29 protein-coding genes are annotated in these 26,378 nt (G+C 52.7%); 11 read left to right on the forward strand and 18 right to left on the reverse strand.

Annotated elements, in window-relative coordinates; translation table 11 throughout:
* Positions 1-14: 14 nt before the first annotated feature.
* Together rsmH and mraZ are read right to left on the reverse strand one after the other, a co-directional pair.
* A complete protein-coding gene (gene rsmH, locus BM040_RS04650; protein ID WP_092099293.1) occupies positions 15-935 on the reverse strand; it encodes a 16S rRNA (cytosine(1402)-N(4))-methyltransferase RsmH in 921 nt (306 codons plus the stop codon).
* A complete protein-coding gene (gene mraZ / locus BM040_RS04655) occupies positions 935-1,402 on the reverse strand; it encodes a division/cell wall cluster transcriptional repressor MraZ (protein WP_092099294.1) in 468 nt (155 codons plus the stop codon). The genes rsmH and mraZ overlap by 1 nt, the downstream gene beginning before the upstream one ends.
* 382 nt (positions 1,403-1,784) lie before the next feature.
* On the opposite strand from mraZ, the gene BM040_RS04660 reads away from it, so the two are divergent.
* From BM040_RS04660 to BM040_RS04670, 3 genes are all read left to right on the forward strand, one after another.
* Positions 1,785-2,183 (forward strand): HYC_CC_PP family protein, encoded by a 399-nt coding sequence (locus BM040_RS04660; RefSeq protein ID WP_092099295.1) that lies wholly within the window; start codon positions 1,785-1,787, stop codon positions 2,181-2,183.
* Positions 2,184-2,267: 84 nt separating this feature from the next.
* Complete coding sequence (locus BM040_RS04665; protein WP_092099296.1) at positions 2,268-4,478, forward strand: TonB-dependent receptor; 2,211 nt, start codon at positions 2,268-2,270, stop codon at positions 4,476-4,478.
* Between the two features lie 35 nt (positions 4,479-4,513).
* Positions 4,514-4,870, forward strand: coding sequence for a heavy-metal-associated domain-containing protein (locus BM040_RS04670; RefSeq protein WP_092099297.1), 357 nt, complete (start codon positions 4,514-4,516; stop codon positions 4,868-4,870).
* 213 nt (positions 4,871-5,083) lie between these two features.
* On the opposite strand, the gene BM040_RS04675 is transcribed toward BM040_RS04670, so the two are convergent.
* From BM040_RS04675 to BM040_RS04725, 11 genes are all read right to left on the reverse strand, one after another.
* Positions 5,084-5,680 carry a hypothetical protein gene (locus tag BM040_RS04675; protein ID WP_092099298.1) on the reverse strand — a complete coding sequence of 199 codons (597 nt, stop codon included), beginning with the start codon at positions 5,678-5,680 and terminating at the stop codon, positions 5,084-5,086.
* A 103-nt stretch (positions 5,681-5,783) separates the two neighbouring features.
* Positions 5,784-6,476 (reverse strand): fatty acid desaturase, encoded by a 693-nt coding sequence (locus BM040_RS04680; protein ID WP_092099299.1) that lies wholly within the window; start codon positions 6,474-6,476, stop codon positions 5,784-5,786.
* Positions 6,477-6,639: 163 nt separating this feature from the next.
* Complete coding sequence (locus BM040_RS04685; RefSeq protein ID WP_092099300.1) at positions 6,640-7,491, reverse strand: 4-hydroxy-3-methylbut-2-enyl diphosphate reductase; 852 nt, start codon at positions 7,489-7,491, stop codon at positions 6,640-6,642.
* A 5-nt stretch (positions 7,492-7,496) separates the two neighbouring features.
* On the reverse strand, positions 7,497-8,195 hold the full coding sequence (locus tag BM040_RS04690) for a lycopene cyclase domain-containing protein (RefSeq protein WP_092099301.1): 699 nt from the start codon (positions 8,193-8,195) through the stop codon (positions 7,497-7,499).
* 135 nt (positions 8,196-8,330) lie between these two features.
* Complete coding sequence (locus BM040_RS04695; protein ID WP_092099302.1) at positions 8,331-8,864, reverse strand: hypothetical protein; 534 nt, start codon at positions 8,862-8,864, stop codon at positions 8,331-8,333.
* Positions 8,865-9,701: a phytoene/squalene synthase family protein gene (locus BM040_RS04700; protein WP_092099303.1), complete on the reverse strand. Its 837-nt coding sequence runs from the start codon at positions 9,699-9,701 to the stop codon at positions 8,865-8,867.
* 17 nt (positions 9,702-9,718) lie between these two features.
* The gene (locus tag BM040_RS04705; RefSeq protein WP_092099304.1) at positions 9,719-11,215 is read right to left on the reverse strand and encodes a phytoene desaturase family protein; all 1,497 of its coding nucleotides are present in this window, start codon (positions 11,213-11,215) and stop codon (positions 9,719-9,721) included.
* 24 nt (positions 11,216-11,239) lie between these two features.
* Entirely contained in the window at positions 11,240-11,755 is a 516-nt protein-coding gene (locus BM040_RS04710; protein WP_092099305.1) for an RNA polymerase sigma factor, read from the reverse strand.
* Between the two features lie 250 nt (positions 11,756-12,005).
* Entirely contained in the window at positions 12,006-12,881 is an 876-nt protein-coding gene (locus BM040_RS04715; protein ID WP_092099306.1) for a MerR family transcriptional regulator, read from the reverse strand.
* Complete coding sequence (locus BM040_RS04720; RefSeq protein WP_092099307.1) at positions 12,862-13,353, reverse strand: sterol desaturase family protein; 492 nt, start codon at positions 13,351-13,353, stop codon at positions 12,862-12,864. Before BM040_RS04720 ends, BM040_RS04715 begins: the two co-directional genes overlap by 20 nt.
* A 49-nt stretch (positions 13,354-13,402) precedes the next feature.
* The gene (locus tag BM040_RS04725) at positions 13,403-14,176 is read right to left on the reverse strand and encodes an enoyl-CoA hydratase/isomerase family protein (protein WP_092099479.1); all 774 of its coding nucleotides are present in this window, start codon (positions 14,174-14,176) and stop codon (positions 13,403-13,405) included.
* Positions 14,177-14,405: 229 nt separating this feature from the next.
* Between BM040_RS04725 and BM040_RS04730 the strand changes: the two genes are divergently transcribed.
* The 5 genes from BM040_RS04730 (at position 14,406) to paaD (ending at position 18,176) form a co-directional block, all read left to right on the forward strand.
* Positions 14,406-14,981, forward strand: coding sequence for a TetR/AcrR family transcriptional regulator (locus BM040_RS04730; RefSeq protein ID WP_092099480.1), 576 nt, complete (start codon positions 14,406-14,408; stop codon positions 14,979-14,981).
* A gap of 111 nt (positions 14,982-15,092) precedes the next feature.
* On the forward strand, positions 15,093-16,079 hold the full coding sequence (paaA, locus tag BM040_RS04735; protein ID WP_092099308.1) for a 1,2-phenylacetyl-CoA epoxidase subunit PaaA: 987 nt from the start codon (positions 15,093-15,095) through the stop codon (positions 16,077-16,079).
* A 116-nt stretch (positions 16,080-16,195) separates the two neighbouring features.
* Positions 16,196-16,831 (forward strand): phenylacetic acid degradation b, encoded by a 636-nt coding sequence (locus BM040_RS04740; protein ID WP_092099309.1) that lies wholly within the window; start codon positions 16,196-16,198, stop codon positions 16,829-16,831.
* Entirely contained in the window at positions 16,831-17,586 is a 756-nt protein-coding gene (gene paaC / locus BM040_RS04745) for a 1,2-phenylacetyl-CoA epoxidase subunit PaaC (protein ID WP_092099310.1), read from the forward strand. Before BM040_RS04740 ends, paaC begins: the two co-directional genes overlap by 1 nt.
* A gap of 104 nt (positions 17,587-17,690) precedes the next feature.
* A complete protein-coding gene (gene paaD / locus BM040_RS04750; RefSeq protein ID WP_092099311.1) occupies positions 17,691-18,176 on the forward strand; it encodes a 1,2-phenylacetyl-CoA epoxidase subunit PaaD in 486 nt (161 codons plus the stop codon).
* A gap of 73 nt (positions 18,177-18,249) precedes the next feature.
* Here the strand turns inward: paaD and BM040_RS04755 are convergent, their stop codons facing one another.
* The 3 genes from BM040_RS04755 to BM040_RS04765 form a co-directional block, all read right to left on the reverse strand.
* The gene (locus BM040_RS04755) at positions 18,250-19,053 is read right to left on the reverse strand and encodes an META domain-containing protein (RefSeq protein ID WP_092099312.1); all 804 of its coding nucleotides are present in this window, start codon (positions 19,051-19,053) and stop codon (positions 18,250-18,252) included.
* Positions 19,054-19,288: 235 nt separating this feature from the next.
* Positions 19,289-21,022 carry a M3 family oligoendopeptidase gene (locus BM040_RS04760; RefSeq protein WP_092099313.1) on the reverse strand — a complete coding sequence of 578 codons (1,734 nt, stop codon included), beginning with the start codon at positions 21,020-21,022 and terminating at the stop codon, positions 19,289-19,291.
* Between the two features lie 116 nt (positions 21,023-21,138).
* A complete protein-coding gene (locus BM040_RS04765; RefSeq protein ID WP_092099314.1) occupies positions 21,139-22,224 on the reverse strand; it encodes a ferredoxin--NADP reductase in 1,086 nt (361 codons plus the stop codon).
* A gap of 258 nt (positions 22,225-22,482) precedes the next feature.
* On the opposite strand from BM040_RS04765, the gene BM040_RS04770 reads away from it, so the two are divergent.
* From BM040_RS04770 to BM040_RS04780, 3 genes are all read left to right on the forward strand, one after another.
* Entirely contained in the window at positions 22,483-23,052 is a 570-nt protein-coding gene (locus BM040_RS04770; RefSeq protein ID WP_092099315.1) for an HNH endonuclease, read from the forward strand.
* Positions 23,053-23,106: 54 nt separating this feature from the next.
* Positions 23,107-23,811 carry a peptidoglycan DD-metalloendopeptidase family protein gene (locus BM040_RS04775; protein ID WP_092099316.1) on the forward strand — a complete coding sequence of 235 codons (705 nt, stop codon included), beginning with the start codon at positions 23,107-23,109 and terminating at the stop codon, positions 23,809-23,811.
* A gap of 78 nt (positions 23,812-23,889) precedes the next feature.
* Entirely contained in the window at positions 23,890-24,732 is an 843-nt protein-coding gene (locus BM040_RS04780; RefSeq protein ID WP_092099317.1) for a mechanosensitive ion channel family protein, read from the forward strand.
* Positions 24,733-24,813: 81 nt separating this feature from the next.
* Here the strand turns inward: BM040_RS04780 and BM040_RS04785 are convergent, their stop codons facing one another.
* Positions 24,814-25,143, reverse strand: coding sequence for a hypothetical protein (locus BM040_RS04785; RefSeq protein WP_139217758.1), 330 nt, complete (start codon positions 25,141-25,143; stop codon positions 24,814-24,816).
* Positions 25,136-26,344 carry an ABC transporter permease gene (locus tag BM040_RS04790; protein ID WP_092099319.1) on the reverse strand — a complete coding sequence of 403 codons (1,209 nt, stop codon included), beginning with the start codon at positions 26,342-26,344 and terminating at the stop codon, positions 25,136-25,138. The genes BM040_RS04785 and BM040_RS04790 overlap by 8 nt, the downstream gene beginning before the upstream one ends.
* Positions 26,345-26,378 lie beyond the last annotated feature (34 nt).

Consider the following 26,378-nt stretch of genomic DNA (forward strand, 5'->3'; position numbering starts at 1 on the left):
AGCTAATAAGTTCGTTACTTTTCTTCGCGTTCCTCCTTCTTCTCTGCCACCCTTAGCTTGGCACTTCTGGAGCGGCTGTTCTGCAGCAGCTCCTCCTCTGTTGGCGTGATCGGCTTGCGATACACCGACTCCAGCGGCTTTATCTCGTTCCCGAAAAGGTCTTTCTCCACCTCCCCGAAAAATTTTCCCTTTGCAATAAAATTCTTCACCATCCGGTCTTCCAGCGAGTGATACGAAATCACCGACAGCCTTCCACCCGGCTTCAGTACCTCAGCCGCCTGTTCCAGCATTTCCTCCAGCGCCTTCATCTCGTCATTCACCTCGATGCGGAGCGCCTGAAACACCTGCGCCAGGTACTTGTTCTCCTTCCCCCTCGGGGTGCAGGAGCTGATGGCCTGCTTAAACTGCGCGATGGTTTCCAGCGGCTGGCGGTTACGCTTCTCTACCACCGTCCGGGCCAGGGTTTTGGCGTTCTTCACCTCCCCATAGATGCCGAAGATGCGGTGCAACTGCTCTTCCGAGTAAGTCTCCAGCACCTCCTGTGCCGTAATGCCGGCGTCCGGGTTCATGCGCATGTCCAGCGGGCCGTCGAAGCGGGTGGAAAACCCGCGCTCCGGCACATCGAACTGATGCGACGACACCCCCAGGTCTGCCAGAATCCCGTCCACTTTCTTCACGCCGTACAGCCGCAGGTACTTTTTCAAGTCCCGGAAGTTGGCGCGCACGAACTGAAAGTTTGGCCCCTCCAGCTTCTTCGACTGCTCCTGCGCGTCGCTGTCCTGGTCAAAACTGTAGAGCTTACCGGTTGTCAGCTCTTTGAGGATGCGTGCTGAGTGGCCTCCGCCCCCAAACGTCACATCCACATATATTCCGTCCGGTTTTATGGCCAGCGCTTCAACCGACTCCTCCAGTAGAACTGGGCGATGATATTCCATTATATACTTGTCTCCTCTGCCGGTTTATCACCCAAAAACTTCTGGGCGAGCTGCGAGAAATTCTGCTGGTCCTTGATCAGGAACTCCTCATACTTATCCGGGTTCCAGATCTCCACACGGTTGCCCAGCCCCACCACAATCGCCTCCTTCTCCAGGTCCGCGAAACGGGCCATGGTCTTGGGCACGATAAAGCGCCCGGCGCCATCCAGCTCTATCTCGGTGTTGCCCCGGAAGAAGTTACGCTGGAAGTGGCGGTACTCCTCGTTAAACTCATTCAGGCCGGCCACCTTGTCGTAAATCACTTTCCACTCTGCCTTCGGATACAGCACCAGACACGGCTCAAACCCCCTCATCAGCACCACATGATTGCCAGACGCCTCCGGCAGGTTGGATTTTATCTTTGCAGGTAAAACCAACCTTCCCTTTGGATCGATCTTGCATTCGTATTCGCCAGAGAGGAAGTTCATAGACGATGTCGCTTTGGTCCGTATAGACTTTGGACTATACAAATGTAGCCATTCAACCAAAGATAGCAACCACAATCTACCACTTTTTACCACTTTGTGGATAAATTATGGTAATCCACACCACTTATCCACATTATCCACACCACCGCCCCCTAATTTTGGGCATAACTAAATTTGCTACGTATCCCTAAAATCTGTAAAATACGAGCTTGTCAAATCTCAACATATTGATTTACAATGCTTTAACCATACAGCATAGAACATCCGCTATTTTTTATACTTTCCCACACCCAAAGTGGGGCAAAGTGGCAAAAGTGGGAGAAAGTGGAAGGGACTATACCAAGGTGGAGCAAAGTGGGAGAGATTTTCGTATATTTGTGACGTGAAAAACAGCTTCCGACATACGGTTCTGCTGGCCCTGAGCCTGAGCATACTGCTGGGCTCCTTCGGGGTGGCTTTGAGCACCCGTTTTTGCGAGGTGACCGGCCTTACGCCATATGCGGTTGCCGCGCAGCCAGACGCGTGTTGTGAGCATCCGGAGGACGGGGAGGTGGATGACTGCTGCGAAAAGCAGGTGTCTTACGAAAAGCTGGAGCCGGTCCAGGAACACAAGGCTTTCCACCTGCCCCAGCCCCTGCTGGCCCACAGTGCCGCGCTGCGCCCTGCTCTCCCCTTTCTGGCAGCCGAAGCCCCATCACAACGCGTTTATACTTACAGCGACAGCTCGCCCCCGCTGTACGGCAGGCGGTTGCTGCATTTCCTTCAGACCCTGATCGTTTAGCTTGCTTCGGAAAACCATTCTGTGCGCGGCCCATTGTCCTGCGCCTATACTTTTTTCATCCTGAAGGCTTAACGATTACTTCCAATGTCCAACATAAGCGGCAACACCAGAGGCTTTCTGCTCCTTCTGCTTGCCATCCTTTCCATACAACAAACCACTGCCCAGCAACTGCAGGGCAAAGTGGTAGATAAAACCAATCCTGCCCAGCCCCTGATAGGAGCCAATGTGGTGTGGCTGGGTACTGACAAAGGCACCGCCACCGACGGCTCCGGCAACTTCACCCTCCAACTGGCCGATGCCGCTACGCCCCAGGTAGTGGTGACCTATATTGGCTATACTGCCGACACGGTAGATGTGGCCGGCAAAAACCAGGTTATACTTTCGCTGAGCCCCGCTTCCGGGTTGAAAGAGGTGGTGATAGAGGGACAGATAGAGCGCCATTCGGCCATCACCCCTACCCAGACGGAAATCATCACCCGGCGGGATTTGGAAAAGTCGGCCTGCTGCAACCTGGCTGAAAGCTTCGAGACCAATGCCTCGGTGGAGGTAAGTATGACCGACGCCGTATCCGGGGCCAAACAGATACAGATGCTGGGTCTGGACGGTTCCTATACCTTGCTGACCACCGATAACGTGCCTGCCCTGCACGGACTGGCTACGCCGTACCGGCTCAACTACCTGTCCGGCACCTTCATTGAGTCCATCGACATCATCAAAGGCATGGGCTCGGTGCTGAACGGCTATGAGTCGATCTCGGGACAGGTGAACGTGACGCTGCGTGACCCGGCCAAGGCCGAGCGCCTATACTTTAACCTCTATGGCAACAGCCTGGCCCGCTACGATGCCAACCTGAACCTGGCCACAGGCCTGGGCAAAAAGTGGAGCACGCTGCTCATGCTGCACACCAACCAGCTCCACAACCGCACCGACCGCAACGACGACGGCTTTATGGACCTCTCGCTGGGCTCGCAGTACAACGTGCTGAACAAGTGGAAGTATGAGCACGGCGCCTGGGTATCGGAGTTTGGGCTGAATGCGCTGCGCGAGACAAAGGTGGGTGGGCAGATGGCGTATAAAGAGGACATCCCGCAAGCCGAGCAACCTTACTACGGCACCGAATCGGAAGTGGACCGGCTCTCGGGCTTCAACAAGACTTCCTATACTTTCCCCGGAAAGCCTTACCAGAGCCTGGGCCTCATTACCTCCGCTACGCACCACAAGTTCGACTCACAGTACGGCCTGCGCACCTACAACGGGGAACAGAACAGCGCCAACGCCCGGCTTATCTTCCAGTCCATTATCGGCGACACGCGCCATACGTACAAAACCGGCCTGAGCTATACTTTTGAGGATTACCAAGAGAGCTTAACTGATTCCGCCTACAGCCGCACCGAGCAAGTACCGGGCGCTTTTGCTGAGTACATCTACAACAACGCCGAAAACCTAACGGTGGTAGCCGGGGCGCGCTTGGATTTTCACAACCTCTATGGCAACGTGTTCACGCCAAGGCTCAATGTAAAGTATGATTTCACGCCCAATACGATCGTACGCCTGGCAGCTGGCAAGGGCTTCCGGGTAGCCAACGCGATAGCCGAGAACACTTCCGCGCTTGTCAGCTCCAGAAGGCTTACTGTGCAGGAAGAACTGCAGCCTGAAGAGGCATGGAATGTGGGTGGATCATTTACCCATTATTTTGAGCTAGCCGGAAGACCGGGCGCTTTCGTGACGGACTTTTACCACACAGACTTCCTCAATCAGGTGGTGGCGGATATGTACAGCCAGCCGGGACAGGTGCTGTTTTACAACCTCGAGGGTCGCTCCTACTCCAACAGTTTCCAGGCCGAACTGCAGTATGAGGTCCTGAAGGGGCTGGACGCCAAGGCCGCCTACAAGTACTACGACGTGAAGACCAGCTACCAAGGAGAACTGCTGCAGCGGCCCATGATACCGGAGCACCGCTTCTTTGTAAACCTCGGCTTTGCCACCCCCTTTGACAAGTGGCGCGCCGACCTGACCACCCAGTACTTCGGCCTGATGCCGCTGGCGCCTGTAACCGGAAACGCTGAGGAACCGGTGCAGACCTCCAAGCGCTTTGCCACGGTCAACACCCAGATTACCCGTGCGTTTAAGGGGTGGGATATCTACCTGGGGGCAGAAAACCTTTTAAATTACCGCCAGGCAGATCCTATCATGGGTGCCAACGACCCGTTTGGCAGTAACTTTGATGCAAGCATGGTCTGGGGACCGGTAACCGGCCGCATTATCTATGCCGGCTTGCGATTCAGAATTAATTAAGCTTTTATCCTGTTATACCTTAAAATCAACTACAGATGAAACAACTACGTATCTTATTCTTCTCGATGGCGCTGGCCCTGGTAAGTATGGCCGCGAACGCACAAGGCCAGAAAGGCAATACCGAGACCGTACAGATTAAAACCTCTGCCGTGTGCAGCATGTGCAAAAACACGCTGGAGAAAGCCATGGCCTACGAAAAGGGGGTAAAGTCCTCGAACCTGGACGTGAAATCGAAGGTGCTGACCGTGGTGTTTGATACCCGCAAGACCAACACCGACAACGTGCTGAAGGCGGTAACGAAGGCAGGCTACGACGCCAACGAGCTTCCGGCCGATGCGCGCGCCTACAACCGCCTCGACGACTGCTGCAAGAAAGAAGCGGGCGACCACTAGGCTTTTTAAAGTTAAAGTCCAGGTTGCGGCAGACCCACCCCTAACCCCTCCGAGGAGGGGAGTATCTTTATTTCTACAGGAATTCCCCTCTCGGGAGTGGCGGGAGTGGGTTTACACATACAAAAAGTACAGGTCTCAGCCTGAGTTACAAAGTATAAAAAAGGAGCCTGACCAGGCTCCTTTTTTATACTTTGTACTTTGCAGTTGTGCTCTCTAAAACCTGAAGCCCAGGTGCAGGCCGATGGAAAGTATGGGCGTACCCTTGTTGAAGTGGAAGTAAGATATTTTACCCCCGGCGATGCCGTTGCGGAGTATGTCAAAGTCATTTTCCAGAAAGCCGTGGAAGCCTACGTCGGACGTTTTGATGTGGGTAACAGAGCCGTCCTGCGTCCCCTGCCCCTCCGGGTCGGAGTTAATCTCGGCGCGGTGGCGGAAGGCCGGGCCTGCCCCGAATCGCACATCCACCTTTTCGCCGTTCATTACATCAAAGGCAGCCTCTAAAGAGCCCATGTAAAAGGTATTCTGGATAGTATAGATTTGCTTGGCATCGTCGTAGCGCTTGGCAGACAACAGGCCCAGGTTGAGCCCCAGCGCCAGGCGCTTGCCCAGGTAATGGCTAAAGTTATTGCTAAACATTAGTCCCTGGCTGTCGTTTTCGGAAAGCCACACAAAACTGACGCCTGCTTTTACCGAAGCAGGCTCCTTTCCTGCCCCCCCATTTACAAAGGTTTGCGCAGCCGCATGGGGCTGGCACAGCACCAACAGGCTCAGCAGGGCACCAAGAGCCAAAAAGCTTGATCTGGATTTCATGTAGAGGAATGGCAAAGGTTAACGTCTTTATAAACCTTTACCGATACGGCAGCCACCCCGCTGCTGTTGCGAAACAGGGTGCAACAATTTATACTTTATCCACCTATACTTTTGTTTTATAGAGCTGCCACCACGGAATGTAAGGCTTGTCGTGGTGCTCGTAGTGGTAGCCGAAGAAGTAACAGCTCAGGAAAGCCCACAGGTGGTTTTTGGCCTGGGTAGTGGATTTATGGGGATTTTCATCTGGATGCTCGCCCCGATGCGGCTGGTAGGTGCCAAAGTAAAACAGCTGGAACGTCGCCAGGATGGCAGGAAGCATCCAGAAAAGCACTACGTTCTCCAGCGGGAAGTATAACTTGAGCACATTGAACGTGAGGGCCATGAGCAGCAACTGCCACCAGGTAATGTATTGCCGCAGGAAACTCAGGTACCATGGCCAGAAAGAACCGTGGTGGTAGTCGGGGTCTTGCTCAGTGGCCACGTGGCGGTGGTGCTGATGATGGCGCGGCAACAGGCGCGGGTACCAGTTATAGGCAAACAGCAAGGCCGTGAGGGTACCGATTAGCCGATTTAGCTTGGGTTTGCCGGGTGCGGCCACGCCGTGCATGGCATCATGGGCCGTGATGAACAGGCCAGTGTAGAGGTGTGTCTGTAGCAGGATAAAGAGATAAGTCAGCGGCGAGGCGAAGTTTACCGTGATGGTTGTTAGCAAGTATACCAACAGCACGGCCCAGCAGACAAGTATACCTGCCGCAATCCATACTCCCCGGAAATCGCTCTTTCTTGCTATGGCCATTTTGCTTATACGTCTCGCTTACCGTATCCCAATTCAGGACAATAGACTTAGTGACAAAGGACAAAAGACTAAGATACCTGAGGTTTAAAATCCTTTACCAAGTAGCCTGTTAAAGCGGCAAACACCCAGCTGTGATACCTTATACGGACTGCGTGATTCGCGCTTAAAGTTCATACTTCAGCAGTTCGTCGCGCACCTGCTCCATCAGCCACATGGGTGTGGAAGTAGCTCCGCAAATGCCCACCGACTCACCGGCGGCAAACCACTCCGGCTGCAGCTCTTCTACCTTGGAGACAAAGTATGTCTGCGGGTTGGTATCTTTGCACACCTGGTACAAAACCCTTCCGTTGCTCGACTTGGTTCCGGACACGAACACTACCTTATCGAATTTAGCGGCAAAGGTGCGCAGTTCCTTGTCGCGGTTAGATACCTGACGGCAAATGGTGTCGTTGGCGTCCACTTCGTAGCCCTGGCCTTCCAGTCGCTGTTTTATACTATAGAAATTATCGGTGCTCTTGGTCGTTTGGCTGTAGAGTGTGATTTTGGGCGGCAACTGGTGTTGCAGCAACTCCTCCATACTTTCAAACACCACGGCCTGGTTGTTTGTCTGGCCCAGCAAGCCCATCACCTCGGCGTGCCCGTGCTTGCCGTAAATGTAAATCTGCTCGCTTTTATCAAAGGACGACTTGATGCGGTTCTGCAGCTTGAGCACCACCGGGCAGCTGGCATCGATGAGCGTCAGGTTGTTTTGCAGGGCGATTTGGTAAGTTTCGGGCGGCTCGCCGTGTGCGCGTATAAGCACGGTCTCGTTCTTTAGCTCGCGGAGCTGCTCATGGCAGATAATGCGCAGGCCGCGGCGCTGCAAGCGCTCCACCTCCACATCGTTGTGCACGATATCCCCCAGACAGTATAAATAATCCTGCTCCTCCAACATGTCCTCTGCCATCTGGATAGCATACACTACCCCAAAGCAGAAGCCGGAGTTATTATCGATTGTTACGTGCAGGGTGCCCATACTCTCTATACCGCTACAGGCCGATATTGTTTAACGCTTTTTCGCCTCCTAATCCCCTCATACACAGAGATTGTCAGCAAAAGCATCAGCATGGAATACAAGGTATCTTCCACCGGAATGGAAACGATGCGCAGGCCCAGGTTGTAGGCATCGTTGTACCACACGATGGGCATGTAGGTAAGTACGCCGTTCACCAGCAGGAACGGCACCAGGTGCACCAGGTACGCCAGGTAAAAACGTCCCAGATAGCGCGTGCCAAAAAACCGGAGGTGCACCAAATGCAGGAGCGTGAGCAGCATAAAAGTGATGGAAGTATAAATCTGGCTCATATGGAAGACGGCGATCAGCGGCAGCACCAGCATCAGCCCCACAGCAATAGTTTTAGCGTATGGCTGCAGCAGGTCTTTGGTGATGTAGGCGTTGAGCACATCGTAGATAAACACGCAGGCATAAGGCACGGTCAGGAAGAAGAGCACCTCCTCCAGCGGCAGATTAAAGAGGTAGATTCCCGTCAGGTACTCCTCGTTAAAGCCCCAGATACCCGCCTCGGTAAACAGGGCATCCCATACTATAAAAAACACTCCGTTGGCAAGGATGGCTGGAAACAGCGCCCCCCAATCTTTATAGAAAGCCACTTTGCGGTCGAAGGACAGCAGAAAAGGGAATAAAATAGTGAAAATATTCAGATACAGGTAGAGGTACATACTTCCGGATGATTAATGAAGAACGGGTAATGGGTAAAAGATTAAGGAAACAAATTTGACAGCATCTATACTTTAACCACACCCTATACTTTGGTTTAGCAACAGGCACGCACCAACCACCCCGTATACTTTCCCCTAAATCCTGATGCTACGGATTTCCTCCTTCTCCGCCTCGGTGCAATGGTCCTTGGAGAGCAGGAAGTCGCGCATGGTGCGGGCAAACTCCGTGGAAACACCCGACTTAGGGTGTGCTTTCAGGCTGTTGATCATCACCCGCTTGTCGCTCTCCAGGTTGGGGCTCAGGTTGAGATAGCGGGGCACGTAATGCTCCACCGTGAAGCGTAGAAACCGAATCTCCGGATGCTTCTCATCCAGTTGCACCGCCTCCTCGAAAAGGGCGGCTGCGGTTTTCACCTGCTTCAGCTTACTATAGGGATTCCAGACGTACTTGGCCATCACCGCCTCCGAGGCGGCTTTGTAGGCCAGCATCAGGGGGTCGTTTCCTTTATAGCCAGCCATCTTTTTGTTAAACTGTTCGGCAGCGGCCTTGTCCAGGCTTGCCTCCAGGTACTCGTTTCGCAGTTCGCTCAGGTTGTAGCGGGCTTTAGTGTCAGCCAGCGCTACCTGGGCCATAAACAGTAAAAATATAAGGGGTAATTTATGCAGCATCTAAATCGCGTTAAATCGGTACTTGACGTAGGAACTAAGCAGCAGTGCCAGCTTAGTGTTATCAGGTACTCTTACGCGCTCTTTCAGGATATGGGTTGCCGGCAGGCCTTGGATCTTGCGGAAAAGCTTGAGGTAGTACACATACGCCAGGTACACGCCCATGCGGGCCGAGCGAGGTAAGGCCATGATACCCACGTAGGCACGGTTAAAATCCTGCATGATATCCTGCTCTATCTCGGCCTTGCACTGGTTGCTGAACATTCTGTACTCCACCTTCGGGAAGTATACCCGGCCGCGCTCATCAAAGTCGCTCTTCATGTCGCGCAGGAAGTTCACTTTCTGGAAGGCCGCGCCCAGGCTGCGCGCCGGCTTCTCCAGCCTGGAGAACATCTCCTGGTCCCCTTCGCAGAACACTTTCAGGCACATCAGCCCCACCACCTCTGCCGAGCCGTAGATATACTCGTTGTAGAGCTCGCGGTCGTATTCGTGTGGCTCCAGGTCCATTTCCATACTTTTAAGGAAGGCCTCAATGTACGCCTTGTCGATGCCATACCTGTTGACTACGCATTGGAAGGCGTGCAGCACCGGGTTCAGGCTGAGTTTCTGGTCGATGGCCTCGTAGGTTTGCTGCCTGAAATCGGCCAGCAGCTTGCGTTTGTCGTGGTTGTGAAACGTGTCCACAATCTCGTCTGCGCAGCGCACAAAGCCATAGATGGCGTAAACGGGCAGGTGAAACTTCTTGTCCAGCGACTTGATGCCCAGGGAAAATGAGGTACTGTAGGCTTGGGTAATAATCTTGCTGCATTGCATGCAGGTGTCTTCAAAGAGCTGCTCCATACGCTATGGGTTCTGGGTTATACATGTACGGTAACCGGCGGTGCGTATTCCTTCTCAATTTCCTTCGCCACAACCTGCCCTGATATAAGTGAGGGCGGCACGCCAGGCCCGGGCACGGTGAGTTGCCCGGTATAGTAGAGGTTACGGACTTTCCTGCTCTTCAGGCTGGGCTTGAGGATGGCCGTCTGAAGCAGCGTGTTGGCCAAGCCGTAGGCGTTGCCTTTAAAAGCGTTATAGTCCTGTATAAAATCGCGGTGCGCATAGCTGCGCTTGTAAATAATATGGCTTCGGATCTCCTGCTTCGTCAGGCGCTCCAGGCGGTCCATCACCAGGTGAAAGTATTTCTCGCGCAGCTCCTCGGTATCCTCCAGGCCCGGCGCGACAGGGATAAGTATAAACAGGTTTTCGCAGCCCTCCGGCGCCACGCTAGGGTCGGTTACGGAAGGCGCAGAAACATAGAAAAGCGGTTTGCGGGGCCACTGCGGTGAAGTATAAATCTCCTCGGCATGCGGGCCAAAGTCCTCGTCAAAGAAAAGGTTGTGGTGGCGCAGGTGCTGCAGGCGTTTATTCACCCCTACGTAAAATAAGAGCGAAGAAGGCGCCATCACGCGGCTATCCCAGTAAGTATTAGAGTAGCTCTGGCTGGATTTCGGCAACAGCTCCGTCTCCACGTGGTGGTAGTCGGCGCTGGCCACTACCACGTCTGCCTCAAACACATCGGTAGTAGTCACCACCTGGTTTATACTTCCGGCCTGCACCTCCAGCCGCTGCACATCCTGGTTGTAGAGAAAGCGTACTCCCTTCCCCTCCGCCAGCTGCACCATTCCCTCCACAATCTTATACATGCCGCCCATCGGGTACCAGGTACCCAGGCTGATGTCGGCGTAGTTCATGAGGCTGTACAGGGCAGGGGTGTTCTGCGGCAAAGCTCCCAAAAACAGGATGGGGAACTCCATGAGCTTGATAATCTTCTCGTGCCGGAAAAAGCGGCGAATGTGCTTGTGAAACGACTGGAACACATCCAGGCGCAGCACATCCAGCAGCAGGCGCGGGCTCATAAACTCGGTTACGGAGCGGCCGGGTTTGTACACGAGCTGGTTGATGCCCACCTCATACTTATAGGCGGCCTGCTCCAGAAACAAATCCAGCTGCGCAGCGCTGCCGGGCTCCATACTTTCCAGGAGCGCCTGCAGCTCCGGCAGCCGGGCTGGTATGTCTACAAAATCGTCCTCGCCAAAGATAACCGTATAGGAAGGGTCCAGGCGGCGCAGGTCGTAATAATCGGAAGTGCTTTTCCCGAACCTGTTAAAGTATGACTCGAACACGTCAGGCATCCAGTACCAACTGGGGCCCATGTCAAACGTGAATCCATCGGCGGTGAAGCTTCGGGCGCGGCCACCGGGGCTGCTATTCTTTTCCAGCACGGTTACCTCATAGCCTTTGGCAGCCAGGCTGGTAGCAGCTGACAAACCCGAAAAGCCCGAGCCGATAACGATCACTCGTGTTCCACCCATATAGTAGGTTTAGGTTATACTTTATTATGCATCCAGTTGGTATACCTTAAGCATCTGTTTGAGCTCCTTGCGGGCAATGTGGATGCGGTTTTTCACCGTACCGATTGGAATCTGCAGTTTTTCTGCAATCTCCAGGTATTTGTAGCCCACATAGTACATCATGAAAGGCGTGCGATGCTCTTCGTTCAGCGCAGCGATGGCTTTGTTGATATCATTCATGACGAAAGTTGCCGTGCCTTTGTTCTGTGTCACGTAGTTTTCGTCGGTGTTCAGGTACTGCAGGTACTCGGTGCTGTCAACATTGCTGCTGCGCTTGGTTACCTTATTATAATTGTTAATGAAGGTGTTACGCATGATAGTATAGAGCCAGGCCTTCAGGTTAGTTCCGGCTTTAAACTTCTCGCGGTTGGTAAGGGCTTTCAGCATGGTTTCCTGCACCAGGTCTTTGGCATCGTCCAGGTTGCGGGTAAGGTTCATGGCAGCAGGCCGTAGCGACTGCGCCACATTTTGTACAAGGGTATTAAATTCCAGAGCTGTCATTCTGTTTAAAGTTTTATGGTTAAACCATAAACAAATATACGATTATCTGTCAAATAAAAATAGGTTTGTGTAATCTATTTTTGCATTTACTTAAACAATTTCGACAAATAACGCATTCTTAACCCGTGTACGTACATATTTTCAGGGTAAACGACAGGATAGCCCGACGAAAGGGAGCCAAACAAAATCGGGCCACCGCTCCCTTTAAACGAAAAGAGCGGTGGCCCGACCGGGAAATGGTGCAAAAATTTTAGTTTATTTTGGCTATTAGGTCCTCCACGCAGGTTAGGCGCACCACATTCTCAGGGAACACAAGGAAGTCGTGCTGTGCCTGGTAGCCATACAGGTAAACAGTGCTATCGGGGAAACGCGCCGACAATTTATCGATGTAAGCCTGGACCTGCTCCCGCTCCGGAACGGTGGTGAGCACCGTGCAGAGGTATTCTGCCTTAAACTGCTCATGAGTGAGCTCCAGATCTTTAAATGGCAGGTGTTGCCCCATGTAAATGACCCGCTGATGATGGGCCCGCAGGACATAGTTCATGTACAGCAGCGCCAGCTCGTGCAGCTCCCCCTCAGGCAAGTATAAAATATAAACGGGGGCGTCCTCCGCCCATCGGGCTGTCTGGCCGTCTATGGCCACCAGCAGCTTCTGCCGGATTAGGTTACTGACGAAATGCTCGTGTGCCGGCGTAATGTTTCCGGTTTGCCAAAGCACGCCAATCTTGTTCAGGAAAGGGTAAATCACCTCCCGCATCGTCTCCTGAAAGCCCATCTGCAGGGCAGCCTTGGAGAGCACGCGGTCGAAAAGCTGCTCGTCCATGTCCACCATCGCCGACACCAGCTCCTTTACGTGGTGTGCCCCTGCGCAGGGCTGCTCGCACAGTTGCTGCACCGTCTCCTGTATCTGCTGCTCATCCATCTGCGCAATCTTGGAGATCTTGTAGCCCCGTTCGTTCAGCAGCGAGATGTTGAGCAGCGACTTCAGATCGGCGTCGTCGTAATAGCGGATGTTTGTTTCGGTGCGCATGGGATTGAGGATACCATAGCGCTGCTCCCATATCCGGATGGTATGGGCCTTGATGCCCGAAAGATGTTCAAGTTCTTTAATAGTATACTGAGCCACGATTCTCCTGTTCCTGTTTCTTAACTAATTCCTGGGCCAACCGGAAATAGCGCGGGGCTACCCACAGCATTCCGAATGACTCTGAGCCATGCTTGCCCTGTTCTTTGTGGTGCACCTTATGCGCCATGTTTAAAGCTTTCAGGTAAACACTAGACGTTTTACCGAACAACTTTAACCGCCGGTGAATGAACACATCGTGAATCAGAAAGTAGGCGACCCCATACAGGGTAATGCCTGCGCCGATCCAGAACCTGTAATCTATGGGGTCAGTGCCGAAGATGAAAAAAAGCATCGCCAGCGCCCCATAATAGGCAAAAAACAGGTCGTTCCACTCAAAAGCGTGTTGATGGCGTGTATGGTGCGACTTGTGCAGAAACCACAGGAAGCCGTGCAATACATACTTATGCATGAGCCACGCCACGCCCTCCATCGCCACAAAAGTCAGAAGCATAACTCCGATGCCTGTCAGCATACACAAAACAGCAAGTTTAAGGAATAGTTTAAAAAACTTAAACAGAAGGCTACCACTTTATTTCTTCTTTGTTCAGAAAAGCGGCAATTCCGCGCTGGCAGTCCTCGCTACCGCGCGCCACGGCATTCATTTCGGCGGCATACTGCAGCCCCTCCTCCAGCGACATACTCTGTACACGGGCAACCATCTCTTTGGTTACCTCCATACTTTGTCTGGAGTTCTCGGCGCAGAGTTTCTGGGCAAAGGCAAACACCCGCTCCTCCAACTCCTGCACGGGCACCACATAGTTTACCAAACCATAGCGTTCGGCCTCCTCAGCCGATATTAAATCGCCTGTCAGCAGCAGCTGCTTGGCCCTCGACTCCCCTATTTTGCGCAGCAGGAACACCTTCACAATCGCCGGGATAAAGCCGATTTTCACCTCTGTATAGCCAAACCGGGCTTCAGGAACGGTAAAACCAAAGTCGCAGATGGCAGCCAGCCCGCAACCGCCTGCAATGGCGTGGCCGTGTATCTGGGCGATAACCACTTTCTTTAAAGTATAAATCAAACGGAAAAGCTCCATCAGGTGGGTAGAGTCCAGCAGGTTCTCGTGGTAATCGTTTTCCTGCAGGCGCTGGATGTACTCCAGGTCGGCACCGGCGCAAAATACTTTGCCCTCCGCCCGCAGCACAATCACTTTGCAGGCCTCGTCCTCCTCGGCGATGCTGAAAGCGCGCTTCAGTTCAGATACTACTTCATAGTTTAAAGCATTGCGTTTCTCTGCCCGGGCCAGGGTGATGTACCCTACCCGCTCTTTTACCTCATAGTGCACGAACTCCATTGTCAGCCGCTCGGCCGTATTAGTCAGGTCAGTCATGATGTTTGTCGTTTAGTAAATAAGGGCTTTGTAAATATACGGAACCGCCGAAGCAACGCTACATTAAATCGGAGACATATGATTTCCCCTCAAAATACTTGGCCCGTACTCCTATAAACCTTCTAAAAGTATAAACGTTTATAAAATAAATTTGCTAACGAACGTTAGGTTGTGTATGTTTGTTACTTATGGTATGGAAGCAGTATTGACCAGGAAAGAGCAAATCGAGAAGACCGCCACGGCCCTTTTTAAAAGCAAGGGATACGCGGCCACCTCAATGCGCGATCTGGCCAATGCGCTTGGCATCGAAGCCGCCAGCATTTACTCGCATATCCGATCAAAAGAGGAGATACTGCAGCGGGTGTGCTTTAAGATGGCCGACGAGTTTTTTGATGCCCTGGATGCCGCCGAAAGTATGGAAAGCACCGCCACCGTGCGCCTGCAGCGCGCCATTGCCGCCCATGTGCAGGTGCTGACGCAGAACACAGAAGCCTCGGCCGTTTTCCTGCACGAGTGGCGCCACCTGAGCGAGCCGCTGCACAGCAACTTTCTGGCCCTCCGCGATAAGTATGAGGCCCGCTTCCGGGAGATTATACACGAAGGCATTCAGCGCGGGGAGTTTACGGTGCCGGACGAAAAATTTGCCGTGCTTACCATACTTTCTGCCCTTAACTGGATACACACCTGGTACAAGCCAGAGGGTAAAATGACGCCAACAGAGATTGCCGAGAACCTATCGGAGATGCTACTAAACGGCCTGCGGAGCTAACGCAAAGGCCATATACAATACCTACTCTCACCTTAATACACCTTAAACAAACAATCGCCGGGCTGGTAACGCGGCCCGGCACTTTTACCGAACCCTAAAACTGTAAATACTATGTACGGAGGAGGAAACGTTTTTGAGGCCACCAAGTTCGACACCTTGCAGAACGAAGACCCTGCAAAGCTGGCCGAGTTTGAGGCGCGCATCGCACGCGGCGAAAAAATAGAGCCTACTGACTGGATGCCGGAACTCTACCGCAAGCAGCTCATCCGCATGATCGAGCAGCACGCGCACTCCGAGATCATCGGCGCCCTGCCTGAAGGTACGTGGATTACGCGTGCCCCCGGCTTCCGCCGCAAAATGGCCCAGATGGCCAAGGTGCAGGACGAGGTGGGCCATGCCCAGCTCCTATACTCTGCCGCCGAGACGCTGGGCAAGTCACGCGAGCAAATGCTGACCGACCTGATCAATGGCAAGTCCAAGTACTCGAACGTGTTTAACTACCCGGCTTTTACCTGGGCCGACTCCAATATTATCTCCTGGCTGATTGACGCGGGAGCAATCGTAAACCAGCTGGCCAACGCCAAGGGCAGCTACGGCCCGTACTGCCGTGCCCTGGACCGCATTTGCGCCGAGGAGGCCTTCCACCTGAAGTATGGCCACGATGCCGTGGTGCACATGGCCACCGGTTCGCCTAAGCAGCGCGAGATGATTCAGGCCGCCCTCAACCGCTGGTGGACGCCTATTATGCACTTCTTCGGGCCACCCGACAAGATGAGCACGCACACCGAGATCCTGATGCGCTGGAAAGTGAAAATGGCCAGCAATGACGACATGCGCCAGCAGTTTCTGGACATGTACGTGCCCAAGATCTGGGAACTTGGCCTGACAGTTCCGGACCCGAACCTGAAGAAGAACCCGGAGACCGGTAAATGGGACTACACTGAGCCGGATTGGGAGGAGTTCAAGCGCGTCATCAACGGAGATGGTCCATGTAACACCGAGCGCCTGGCCGTGAGACGCACTGCCGAAGAACGCGGCGCCTGGGTACGCCGTGCCCTGCTCCATCCGAAAGCAAAGTATGTGAAGCCGTTAGCCTAAAAGCGTAACGGCTTCAGTTAAAAGTTGAGAGTTAAGAGTTAAAAATGATTCACTCAAACAACTCTTAGCTCTCAACTTTTAACTCTTAACTAATCAAGGCTCTTAACTCATAACTTATGTCTTTGACATCATTAGACCCGAGAGTAACCCGATTGAACCTGCCCGAGGGCGAACTGCCTCCTGCGGAGCCAAAGCCTGAGCTGGATCAGTTTGAAACCTACGAGACTTTCCATCAGAAAAAAGAAGGCGCTGCTTATACTTATGTAGGGCCGGTGCATGCCCCTAACGAGGAGGTCGCTTTCCTTTTCTCGAAGGAGCAATACAGCCGCCGCGCCGCCTGCAGTGGCATGTGGGTGGCCCGCACCTCGCACATCATGGTAACGCCCTATGTAGGCGATGCTGAGAACGTGTACGACGTGATCCGCCTGGAGGAGCCCACCGAGCGCAGCGAACAGCGGGAGCCTTACGAAATCTTCCACCTGAAGAAGCGTGGCAAAGCCCATACCCATGCCGGTCGTGTGATAGCCACCTCCTACCAGGAGGCGCTGCAAGAGGCAAAGCAGCAGTTCGGCGACAAAGGCCCAATTGTGAATGTGTGGGTGGTAAAGTCGAAACATGTGCTGCAGTCGGCCGAAGAGGACAAGGACATGTGGCTGACGGTGCCCGAAAAGAAGTATCGCGAAGCCACCGCCTATAAGGTGATGGACAAGATCACAAAGTATAAGGAGGAACAAAAAAGTACAGCCCCATAATGAACGAGCAAGCGATAAAAGACCTGTTATACAAACTGGCCGACGACCAGCTTATACTTGGCCACCGCAACTCCGAGTGGACCGGCTTCGGCCCGATACTGGAGGAGGACATTGCCTTCTCGTCGATGGCGCAGGATAAGATTGGGCATAGCCTGGCATTTTATACGTTGCTGCAGGAGCTTGGCGAGGCTGACCCGGACACAGTGGCGTTTACGCGCAACGCCAACCAGTTCCACAACAGCCAGTTGGTTGAGCTGCCAAACGGCGAGTATGACTTTAGTTTAATTCGCCACTTCCTCTTTGACAACGCTGAAATCATCCGCTTTGAGATGCTGAGCCAGTCGAGCTACGAGCCGATTGCCAAGGTAGCCACCAAACTAAAGGGCGAGGTGAAGTACCACGTGCTGCACGCCAACACCTGGATAAAGAACCTCGGCTCCTCCACGGAAGAAGCCATACTTCGTCTGCAGTCATCGCTAAACGAGGCGCTGCCCTATGCCCTGGGAATGTTCGAACCCTCAAAGTATGAGCAGGAGCTGATTGATTCTGGTGTGTACGCAGGAGAAGAAGCAGTGAAAGCGGAATGGCTCAAGCGCATACAGGCTGTCATCGAAAAGACGGAGCTGAAGCTGCCTGACCTGGAAAGTATAGCCCCCAGGTATGGCGGACGCTATGGCAACCACACCGAGCACCTGCAGCCGCTGCTGGACGAGATGGCCGAGGTCTTCAAAATTGACCCGACTGCTGAATGGTAATTTTTTGACGAAATATCTTTTTGACAAAGGACAACCGACTCTATTCATAAGTAACGCATCTCTTTTGTCCTTTGTCACATAGTCTTTTGTCTAGTATCCAAATTATGAACCTGACCAAAGAACACATATTAACCTTGCTGGAGGAGGTGAAAGACCCGGAGATTCCGGTGCTGTCGCTGGTGGATTTGGGGGTGATTACGGGGGTGGACATTTCGGAAGAGAACCACGTAACCGTAAACATGACGCCAACCTTTGCCGGCTGTCCGGCCATGGACTACATGAAAAAGGACGTGGAGCGCACTCTGGAGAAGTATGGCATCAGCAAGTATACGGTTAACATGAGTTTCGACAAACCTTGGGACAGCAACAAGCTTAGCGAGAGAGGCCGGCAGCATCTAAAAGAATTTGGCCTCGCCCCGCCGCCCAAGTATGACCTGATCCTGGACCTGGATATTCTGGAGCACGTCAGGTGCCCTTACTGCGACAGCGAGGATACCACCCTTAGAACCCCTTTCGGCCCCACGCTTTGCCGCTCCATGCACTACTGCAACAACTGCCGCCAGATGTTCGAGCAGTTTAAGCCGCTATAGACAACCCATAAAGTATAAACCAGAAGCGCCGGCTATACTTTAGCCGGCGCTTCTGGTATTTGGAAAGTATAAATTACTTCTCAGGCTGTAGTACCATCACCTCAGTTCCGTTATGCAGCAGCCGCAGCTTATCTTTCTCAATCTGGTACTCAAACTCGCGCTTACTCAGCTCCTGTAGCACCTGATTTTCAATTTCCATATCCGGGCAGGCCATGCGGGTAGCGGCTATTGCGCCAAAGTATAACTTGTTACCTCGGGCCTCCATACTTCCGGAGATACGGTTGCAGCCCGCGTTGCCAGACACTCTGCTTTCAGACAGAGAAAAACTCAGGAAGGGCAAACGCTCACCGGTCACCTCTTTCCCACGAAGTTGCTGCAGCAACCAGGTTCGCTCCAGCCTGGCGTCGCTGAGGTAGTTGCCGCAGCCGCTATACTCCTGGCCTTTGTAGCGCACCGCTACCGTGTAAGGGGATTTTTTTCCAGACATCGTATCCTCGCAGGGCTGGCGCAACAGTCTTATTTCCAAAGGTCCGGAACTTGTCTGTGCTTTGTAGACGGTCCCTTCCTCCCCGGAAACCTTTTCAGCAGCCGGCATCGGTATTTTTATACTTTGGTCTCCCTCACTCAGCGTCCTAAACGTAAGCTGGCCTTCCTCATCCAGCTCCAGCGACCAGAACGGCTCGTTTCCTGTGGCAACAAAATCAATACCCTGCTCAAACTTCTCTTGCCAGAGCTTCGGGTTGTCCTCCACCTGCTCTGGTGTGGCAGCTTTCTGCGTATCGGTTTGCTGATGAGTAACCGCTTTTTTAGAGGCACACGAACTGACCAGCAAAAGTATGAACAGTGACAGGGGCAGGTAAAATTTGGTTTTTAACATAGTTTTAGTAGAATAATGGGTAACATAATTAACGTTTTCCGCTCTGCTGCGGACGCTCAACCCCAAACCAAAAGCTATGCCAGTATTAAGCTTCTGCTATACTTTCTCTTTGCCAGGAATACCGCTACAGAAGTAACACTCCGGTAACCAGACTTATACCTCTTAAAAAAAAGAATCGCCCCGCTGCCAAGTGACGACAGCGGGGCGATTTATAAGTATAAACTGGAACCTGTACTTATAGCTTCTCCATTTCGCCACGTACAAAATCCACCAGGCTCTTGATGTACTCGGTGCTGAAGTCGAACTTGATGCCAGCCGCCTCATATACTTCGCCGATGGATACCGTGTAGCCGAGGCTCAGGGCGCGTTTGTAAGCCGCTAGCCCTTCGGCAGTGTTCTCCTTGTAGTTTTTCCAGACAGCAATGGCGCCGAGCTGGGCCATGGCATACTCGATGTAGTAGAATGGCACTTCGTAGATGTGCAGCTGTTTCTGCCACATAAACGGTTTATACTTCTCCAGCCCCTGCCAGCTTACGGTTTTGTGGTTGAAGGTCTCGAAAATATTCAGCCATTCCTGATGGCGCTGCTCCTGCGTTTGCTCTGGATGCTCGTAAATCCAGTGCTGGAACTTGTCCACGGTAGCCACCCACGGGAAGGTTTCCAGCACGCTCTCCAGGTGTGTTTTCTTGGCGCGGCGCAGTTCGTCTTCATCCTCAAAGAAAGCATCCCAGTAATCCATCGAAATCAGCTCCATCGACATAGAGGCCAGCTCAGCTACCTCTGACGGCGGATGCTTGAAGGAGTTAAGCCACAAGTCGCGGGTAAGGAAAGAATGTACCGCGTGGCCGCCTTCGTGCAGCATGGTGATCACATCGCGCAGGCTGGAAGTAGCATTCATAAAAATAAACGGCACCCCGATCTCATCCAGCGGGTAGTTATAGCCGCCCGGCGCCTTTCCCTTTCTCGATTCTAGGTCCAGGTGCCCCATCTCGCGCATAATAGCCAGGCAGTCGCCCAGGTAGGTATCCAGCCTGTAGAAAACCTGTATCGTTTTCTCTAAAAGCTCCTCCCCTTTCTTAAAGGGCTCCAGCGGCTTTTTGCCACTCGGGTCCACGTCCAGGTCCCATGGCCGGAGCGTATCCAGCTCCAGCTGTTGCTTGCGCTCTTCATCAATTTGCGTGAGCAGGGGCACGATGGTTTCTTCGATGGAAGTATGGAAGTCGAAGCAATCCTGCGGCGTATAGTCGAAGCGGCCCATGGCGGCAAACATATAGTCGCGGAAGTTCTCAAAATCAGCGTTGGCTGCTACCTGGTGGCGCAGCTTCAACAGCTCGTCGAACAGGTTGTCCAGCTTTTCGTGATCCTGGTAGCGACGCTCCTGCACGGCGCGCCAGGCCTCTTCCCGCACCGTGCGGTCTGTGCGCTTCAGGCGGTCTGCAGCACGCTGCAGGGTCATTTCCTCCCCGTCCAGCGTCACGGTCATGGCACCGGTAATTGCCGCATATTGTTGCTGCTTGGTGCTGATTTCCGTTTGCAACGGCACGTTCTCTTCCCGGAAAATTTCCAACGCCCGCTCTACTCCACGCAGGTAAATCTTGTACTTTTCCTTGTCAAGCCCGTTCACGTATGGCGAGTGCATCAGCTTCAGATTCAGTTCGTGGTCCAGTGGCGCAATGTTGGGTTCTATCTCCGAAACGAAGTACTGAAAAGCCTTTGTAGTTTCCTCATCCTGCGTGTTGCAGGTCATGCGGATGTAGCGCCAGCCCAAGTCCTCAGAAAGCACGCTTTCAAGCTCGCTGCGGTCGTGCATCCACTGCTCCAGCTCTTCTACACTGTTTATTTGGCGGGCCTGTAACTCCTCGAAGTATGGTTGTATGGTTTCCCACTTCTCTACCTTAAAATCTTCAGAGAGGTAGGTACGCGGCAAACGCTTGGGTATGGTAAGGTCAGGTGTATGGTGTATTGTCATTACAGCAATGTATATTTCAGAAGTACAATATAGGCACTTCTTACGAAAGTACAAATAAATAAGCAGAAGCTGGAAAAATCTCCACAGATTCTGCTTATGTATACGATAGTTTTGGCTTATCCTATCTCAATCACTACGTTAGGGGTTAGCGGATGTCCCACACAGTTAAGGGTATAGCCCTCTTCCATCTCGGCATCAGAAAGCCCCTCACGCTCTTCAAGGTGCACCTTTCCGCTCAGGCATTTCCCGCGGCAGGCGGTGCAAAGACCAGCCTGGCAAGAGTATGGCAGGTCGATATCCTGCTCCAGAGCTGCCTCCAGGATGGTTTGGTCCGGCTCCACCACAAAGCTATACTCCGTGCCTTCGTAAATTACTGTCACGGTCTGGGTGGTAATCCCTCCGTCATCTTCTGATGAAACCACGGTGCCGTGCTGATCCTGCTGTTGCTTGTCCTGCAGCTTTGTGCTTACAAAACTCTCCCGGAAAATCTGGTCTGCCGGCACATGCAGCACATCCAGCGCGTGCCGCACCTCCTCCATCATCCCCTCAGGGCCACACATAAAGTAAACGCCGTTGCTGATTTTGGCCAGTTGCAGGCGCTCCAGTATACGGATAATCATACTTTGGTTCATGCGGCCGCGGTAGTCGCAGGCTTGCTTGGGCTGGCTGTAGATGTAGACCACGTGCAGGCGCTCCGGGTAATTTGCCTCCAGCTGCTGCAGCTGCTCCTTAAAGATAACGGAATCCTCGTTGCTGTTGCCGTAGAGCAGCGTCACCTTGCTGTTGGGCTCCTCGTGCAGCACCGCCTTCAGGATGGACATAAGGGGCGTGATGCCGCTGCCGGCACCGAACAGCAGCACCTGCCGCTGGTTAGCGGGGGCGCAGGTAAGGCAGAAATTGCCCAGTGGCTCCATCACCTTCACCTCCTGCCCCACCTGCAGGGTATCCAGCAGGTAGTTCGATACCAGGCCACCCTCCACGCGCTTTACCGTTACCGACAGGCGCGGGGCCTCGTGCGGGGTGCTGCACAGGGAGTAGGATCGGCGAACTTCCTTGCCCTCAATGGGCAGGATCAGCGTCAGGAACTGGCCGGGTTTGTAGTCTATCTTCTGTTTTTGGGGATGTTCAAAATGTATGGTGGCGGCGTCAGCCGTTTCGCGGGTAATCTCTACAACCTTCAGGTTTAGATAAGGGCTACTCATGTTCGTATACTTTGCTCTGATTAGTCTAAGGTGTAAAACTTCTTTTGGTGCTGAAAGTTACGACAATCCCTCCTGTTACTGGAAAGTATCGTATAAATTTTAGGATGCAGGAGCCGACTACACAATAATATTTTTGAATATTAGTTGTAAAATATATTAAAAAAAAGCTGAACTTTACCGAACGCTGCTATGGCAATGGTTCACGCCTGTGCCCATACTTCTATAATCAACGCATCCTTTTAACATGAAAACAACAACATGCTGTACAAACTAACGCTAAAAAACTGTGAAAAAACGGTAGTGGTGGACGACACTACGTATGATTACATTCAAAACAATGCATACCTGCAGCAAATTGAGTTTCTGAAGCACCTGCGCATTCACTCCAACGGGTACGCCTTCTTCCAGAAAAACTGGCCGCTCAAGAACGGAAAGTACCGTAACGAAACCATCTATCTGCACAAGATGATTGGCGAACAGCTGCTGGACAAACCGGAGAGCGACTTGAAGCTGTACGTACACTTTAAAAACGGCAACAAGCTCGATTGCCGCCGCGAGAACCTGGAGTGGGCCCCGCTTTGCAAAATCGTGCGCAACACCACCAAAACCGAGAATAAGCTCGGCGTGCGCGGTGTGCACAAGGAGGCTCAGAAATACCGGGCCATCATCCACCATAACAAGCAGCGTATTAACCTGGGTACTTTCGAGACACTACAGGAGGCCGCCTTGGCTTACAGCAGAAAATCAGAGGAGCTTTTCGGTAAAACCAAAAGCCTGAAGACCTTTTCCAAGGTGCTGGAAGAAGAGGAGTCTGCACCATTAAGCTAATTCTGCTTAACTTGCATGAAAGGCACCTCCTTTACGTGCCTTTTATGCAAGTATATGAAAGAAGAAACAACCCTCAGCGCCTTATTAAGGAGGCACCGCCACACCTTTGCCCCTGTTCTGGATATTGACCTGAACGCCGACGGCGTGTGCTTACTCGACTTTTCTGAGAAGAACCAGCTGCTGCAGCATACTGACCTGCAAGACACAGATGCTTTCAATGCCGCCGTGGGACAGCTGCTGCAACAGCAACAGGCCACCATAGGCGTAGGAGGCTACCTGGAGGATCGCTTTATCTACCGCCGGAGCCGCCATTTCGATGCGGAGACCCAGAGTCGCAACCTGCACCTGGGGGTGGATGTTTGGCTCGCCGCCGGCACCGCCGTGTTCACGCCTCTGGACGCTATGGTGCACAGCTTTCAGGATAACGACAACTTCGGCGACTACGGTCCAACCATCATCCTGCAGCATGAACTGGAGGGGGTGACGTTTTATACTTTGTACGGCCACCTGAGCCGCGCCTCCCTTCTCGGCCTGCAGCAGGGGCAACACTTTTCTAAAGGCACCAAGATTGCCGAGGTGGGACCCTACCCCGAAAACGGGCATTGGCCACCGCACCTGCACTTCCAGATTATTGCCGATATGGGCAACAGGTATGGCGACTATCCTGGCGTGGCTACCACAGCAGAGCGCGCTAAGTATGCGCAGCTGTGTCCTGACCCCAACCTGGTGCTGAACTGCCGCCACCTACCACCTTGCTAAGCTCTTACATGCACTATCCCGCGATTTGAGCCGTCAACTTTAAACTCTTAACTTTAAACTTTTAACTCTTACCCATCTATGGTACTGGATTTTGATTCTATCCGGGAAATGATTGTGAACTTTGCCGTGCTGTATGGCCTGAAGTTAGTAGTAGCTATTTTCCTTCTGGTTATTGGTGCTTGGATTATAAGGCGGCTGAAAGCTTTCCTTAACAACATCATGCTGCGCAAAAGCGTGGATGAGTCGCTGCGGCCCTTCCTGATAAGCATACTTAGCATTGCGCTATGGGTGCTGCTGCTTGTGCTGGTAATTGCGCAGCTGGGCTTAGAGATGACCTCCTTTATTGCAGTGCTGGGCTCCGCCGGCCTGGCCATCGGCCTAGCCTTGCAAGGTAGCCTGGCAAACTTCGCCGGTGGGGTACTTATACTTACCATCAAACCTTTCCGGGTAGGAGATTTTATAGAGGCGCAGGGCCAAAGCGGTACCGTGCAGCTCATCAATATTTTCAATACCGTACTCAAAACTGCCGATAACAAGACCATCTTTATTCCCAACGGTCCCTTGGCTTCAGCGGTGGTGGTAAACTACTCAGTGGAAAGTACGCGCCGTGTGGAGCTGCTTTTCACAGTTTCGGTGAACAATGACATTGGCAAGGTACGCCGGTTAATCTCAGAACTGATAAGCCAGGATGAGCGTGTGCTGAAGGAGCCGGCCCCGGCCATCGTGGTTACGAATTTTGCAGAGCATTCCATTACGATAAGCACCCGCATCTGGTGCAAACGCGAAGATTACTGGGCACTGTACTGGGACATGAATGAACGCGCTAAGGATACATTTGAGCGAAATGACATCGCCCTTCCGGTTCCACGCCGCGAGGTGCTGCAGCAGAGCGGAGGCGCTCCGGCCAAAGCAGCGGTTTAATCATTCCCCCTAAAGTATAAAGCAGCTTTTAAAGGCTGCTTTATACTTTGGAACTGCCTCTTTATGCTTTGGTTCCGGCTTTTAAAAGGCAGCTTGCAGCAGCATAAGCACAAGCGCTACAATAAATACCAGGCCAGTTAGAAGCAGCACCCTAGAGTTTCCATACTTCAAAGTATAAAGGCTACCTAAAGATAGCGTTAAGAAAATAGTACCCCAGGTAGCAGCCACCATTGCATATAGCTCCGGGAACTTGTAGAAGTATGGCACAGGACCTTCGTGGCCAAAGGGATAACCGCCTGTTTCATCTAGCACAGCTATCCGATACCACTCCTCCAGGTTCATCCAGCTAAGCGCAGCGGCGCCTGTCAGTGAAGCAACTGCAGTAAACCTGAGTTTGCCAGCCTTAGTCAAACTTTATCGCCTTCACCGGCTTGATGCGGGCAATCATGGCGGCAGGTATAAGTATAGCCAGCATGGTCAGCACCAGGGTAAGTACGTTTAGTATAAGTATGGCCGGAATGTTCCAGTTAATCGGCACGCGGTCCATGTAATAGTTTTCCGGGTCCAGCGGAATAATCTCGAAGTAGTATTGCACCGCACAGAAGCCTATCCCGATGATGTTGCCCCACAGTAGTCCCTTGAGCGTTAGCTTCAGGCCCCTAAAGTAAAACACCTGCCTTATTTGCGCGTCGGTGGCCCCCACTGCCTTCAGCACGCCAATCATGTTTATCCGCTCAATGATCATGATAAACACTGTGGAAACCATGTTGAAGGTGGCCACAAAGATGATGAGCACCAGAAAAATGACCACGTTCTTCTGCAGCAGCCGGAGCCAGTCGAACAGCTGCGCGTGGCGGTCGGTGATTTTCTCGAGCTGCAAATCATAATTCATACTTTCAAATACCTGCTCTGCGGCCTGGTCTATCTGCTCAAAATCGTTGAGCACTACCTCTACCCCGCCCACCAGCGTGTCCGGCCAGTTGTTCAGCTCCCGAATCAGCCGGATATCCCCAATCACAAAGACCTCATCAAACTCCTCCAGCCCGGTATTGTAAATGCCGGTTACCTTCAGCTTGCGGGCCCGGGGCGGGTTCTGGATAAAGTAGAAGATCGCCTCATCGCCCACACCCAGTTTAAGTTTGCTGGCTATACTTTTGCTCACCAGCACGTCCAGCGAGGCAGCCGTATCCGGGAAGGAGATCAGCTTACCGGCCTCCAGGTTCTGCTGCATGGCGCTTAAGTCGTAGTCCTTATCCACGCCCTTCACCACCACGCCCAGCACCTCGTCTTCCGTTTTGATAATGGCCGTCTTGCGGGCAAAACCTTGCACTTTTTTGATACCTGGTATTTCCTCCGTCACACCGATGTTTTGGCTGATGGGCGCGCCTTCGTAAGAATTATTGGTATCATACTTGCTGATTTGCAGGTGCGCACCAAAGCTGAAGATCTTATCCCGGATCTCGTTGCGAAAGCCCTCAAGTATGGCAAAAGACACAATCATGATAGCTATGCCTGCTGCTATACTTATAATTGCTATTTTTGTAACCGACTGCGTGAAGGAGCCGGCCTGTACTTCTGATGTTTTATCGGATATGTATTTGGAGATGTTCACGCGTGTAAATCAGATTAACGGCCTTAAAGATAGG

The organism is Pontibacter chinhatensis, from assembly GCF_900113285.1.
Taxonomy (GTDB): Bacteria; Bacteroidota; Bacteroidia; order Cytophagales; family Hymenobacteraceae; genus Pontibacter; species Pontibacter chinhatensis.

Excerpts from the sequence above, each read along its gene's own strand:
- BM040_RS04680 (WP_092099299.1), bottom strand. The coding sequence starts at position 6,476 with ATGGCCATAGCAAGAAAGAGCGATTTCCGGGGAGTATGGATTGCGGCA.
- BM040_RS04720 (WP_092099307.1), bottom strand. The coding sequence starts at position 13,353 with ATGCTGACAGGCATCGGAGTTATGCTTCTGACTTTTGTGGCGATGGAG.
- BM040_RS04780 (WP_092099317.1), top strand. The coding sequence starts at position 23,890 with ATGGTACTGGATTTTGATTCTATCCGGGAAATGATTGTGAACTTTGCC.
- paaD (WP_092099311.1), top strand. The coding sequence starts at position 17,691 with ATGAACCTGACCAAAGAACACATATTAACCTTGCTGGAGGAGGTGAAA.
- BM040_RS04670 (WP_092099297.1), top strand. The coding sequence starts at position 4,514 with ATGAAACAACTACGTATCTTATTCTTCTCGATGGCGCTGGCCCTGGTA.
- BM040_RS04705 (WP_092099304.1), bottom strand. The coding sequence starts at position 11,215 with ATGGGTGGAACACGAGTGATCGTTATCGGCTCGGGCTTTTCGGGTTTG.
- BM040_RS04685 (WP_092099300.1), bottom strand. The coding sequence starts at position 7,491 with ATGGGCACCCTGCACGTAACAATCGATAATAACTCCGGCTTCTGCTTT.
- paaA (WP_092099308.1), top strand. The coding sequence starts at position 15,093 with ATGTACGGAGGAGGAAACGTTTTTGAGGCCACCAAGTTCGACACCTTG.
- rsmH (WP_092099293.1), bottom strand. The coding sequence starts at position 935 with ATGGAATATCATCGCCCAGTTCTACTGGAGGAGTCGGTTGAAGCGCTG.
- BM040_RS04760 (WP_092099313.1), bottom strand. The coding sequence starts at position 21,022 with ATGACAATACACCATACACCTGACCTTACCATACCCAAGCGTTTGCCG.
- BM040_RS04765 (WP_092099314.1), bottom strand. The coding sequence starts at position 22,224 with ATGAGTAGCCCTTATCTAAACCTGAAGGTTGTAGAGATTACCCGCGAA.
- paaC (WP_092099310.1), top strand. The coding sequence starts at position 16,831 with ATGAACGAGCAAGCGATAAAAGACCTGTTATACAAACTGGCCGACGAC.
- mraZ (WP_092099294.1), bottom strand. The coding sequence starts at position 1,402 with ATGAACTTCCTCTCTGGCGAATACGAATGCAAGATCGATCCAAAGGGA.
- BM040_RS04775 (WP_092099316.1), top strand. The coding sequence starts at position 23,107 with ATGAAAGAAGAAACAACCCTCAGCGCCTTATTAAGGAGGCACCGCCAC.
- BM040_RS04695 (WP_092099302.1), bottom strand. The coding sequence starts at position 8,864 with ATGCTGCATAAATTACCCCTTATATTTTTACTGTTTATGGCCCAGGTA.
- BM040_RS04675 (WP_092099298.1), bottom strand. The coding sequence starts at position 5,680 with ATGAAATCCAGATCAAGCTTTTTGGCTCTTGGTGCCCTGCTGAGCCTG.
- BM040_RS04755 (WP_092099312.1), bottom strand. The coding sequence starts at position 19,053 with ATGTTAAAAACCAAATTTTACCTGCCCCTGTCACTGTTCATACTTTTG.
- BM040_RS04730 (WP_092099480.1), top strand. The coding sequence starts at position 14,406 with ATGGAAGCAGTATTGACCAGGAAAGAGCAAATCGAGAAGACCGCCACG.
- BM040_RS04690 (WP_092099301.1), bottom strand. The coding sequence starts at position 8,195 with ATGTACCTCTACCTGTATCTGAATATTTTCACTATTTTATTCCCTTTT.
- BM040_RS04770 (WP_092099315.1), top strand. The coding sequence starts at position 22,483 with ATGCTGTACAAACTAACGCTAAAAAACTGTGAAAAAACGGTAGTGGTG.
- BM040_RS04725 (WP_092099479.1), bottom strand. The coding sequence starts at position 14,176 with ATGGAGTTCGTGCACTATGAGGTAAAAGAGCGGGTAGGGTACATCACC.
- BM040_RS04710 (WP_092099305.1), bottom strand. The coding sequence starts at position 11,755 with ATGACAGCTCTGGAATTTAATACCCTTGTACAAAATGTGGCGCAGTCG.
- BM040_RS04740 (WP_092099309.1), top strand. The coding sequence starts at position 16,196 with ATGTCTTTGACATCATTAGACCCGAGAGTAACCCGATTGAACCTGCCC.
- BM040_RS04700 (WP_092099303.1), bottom strand. The coding sequence starts at position 9,701 with ATGGAGCAGCTCTTTGAAGACACCTGCATGCAATGCAGCAAGATTATT.
- BM040_RS04665 (WP_092099296.1), top strand. The coding sequence starts at position 2,268 with ATGTCCAACATAAGCGGCAACACCAGAGGCTTTCTGCTCCTTCTGCTT.